Origin of the sequence: Okeania sp. SIO2B9 (assembly GCF_010672505.1) — a bacterium.
Taxonomy (GTDB): Bacteria; Cyanobacteriota; Cyanobacteriia; order Cyanobacteriales; family Microcoleaceae; genus Okeania; species Okeania hirsuta.
Window position 1 is genome coordinate 1 of record NZ_JAAHGK010001819.1, and the last position, 1,024, is coordinate 1,024.

The 1,024-nt window shown below is 31.3% G+C and carries 1 protein-coding gene; it reads left to right on the forward strand.

Annotated features, from left to right (window positions below):
• The first annotated feature begins 392 nt into the window (after nucleotides 1–392).
• Complete coding sequence (locus F6K13_RS34695; protein WP_240039052.1) at nucleotides 393–974, forward strand: hypothetical protein; 582 nt, start codon at nucleotides 393–395, stop codon at nucleotides 972–974.
• Nucleotides 975–1,024: the final 50 nt, after the last annotated feature.

The window sequence follows — 1,024 nt, forward strand, 5'->3', positions numbered from 1 at the left end:
TGACAATATATTTATGGAGAGGCTCAACTAGCAATATCTAGATAAGTTTTAACATCACAAAGATATTTGAGGTTGTACAATCCAGGACTGTTTCATTCTAAACTGTGCCATTTTATGTATTGAGGAAACCAGGTTATTTACAGCTTTAGGAAATTTATCTTTCGCTGTCTAAAAATCAATGAATTTATTGTCAAAATCTAGAATGAAATGAACCTGTGTACAATCATAGCAATTTTAGATAACCTCAGGTGCTAAAATCTAGTTTATATATAATTGAGTCTCGCACTGAGTTCCTGTGTAGTTTTTTCTAGGTCTGGAAGTAAAAAATAACGGGGCACAGTAGAAAATTTATTTTCTCTTTCCCCGTGTTAAGTTAACAAAAATATTACCTGATGCTTTGGGAAAAAAATCAGAAAAAAGAAGTCTTTTTTACCGAAGAGGCAGCAGATAAGCAATTATTGGTAGCTATAGAAAAAGAGTTAAATTCTCAAAAATATCGAACTTTTAGCAATCTTTGTAAACAAGCTCTGTGGCAATTTTTGGATGTATCTTCATCATCGACAGAATTAGCTAAATCTGCGTCTAATTTACAAAGGCTAGAGCACAGAATTTATGAGAAGCTTACCAAACATTTTTCTGAGTTAGAAACAAAATTGGTTTCTGATGAATTGAATACATCTAATAATACAGTTCAATCTAATGAAAATGAGTTAAAAAAACACTTGAATCAATTGCATCAACAGTTGACTCAAATCCAATTAAATTTAGATGCTAAATTCATCGAAGTTATGGAGAGTTTTAAGACAGAGTTGTCACAGATAGAAATACCTATTACTAAATCAGCCCAAGAAGAGTCAGAAGAATTAACTCCTACTAATACTAAACCAACAGAAGAAGATTTATCTGTTCAACAATCTACAACTGATGCAGATCCTTTATTGCAGCGCTTAAGTTCTCTGTTAGAAGAGTTCTAATTAATTAAAGATATATTGAAGCATAATTAATTAGAACTCTTCTAACAGAG

Excerpts from the sequence above, each read along its gene's own strand:
- F6K13_RS34695 (WP_240039052.1), top strand. The coding sequence starts at position 393 with ATGCTTTGGGAAAAAAATCAGAAAAAAGAAGTCTTTTTTACCGAAGAG.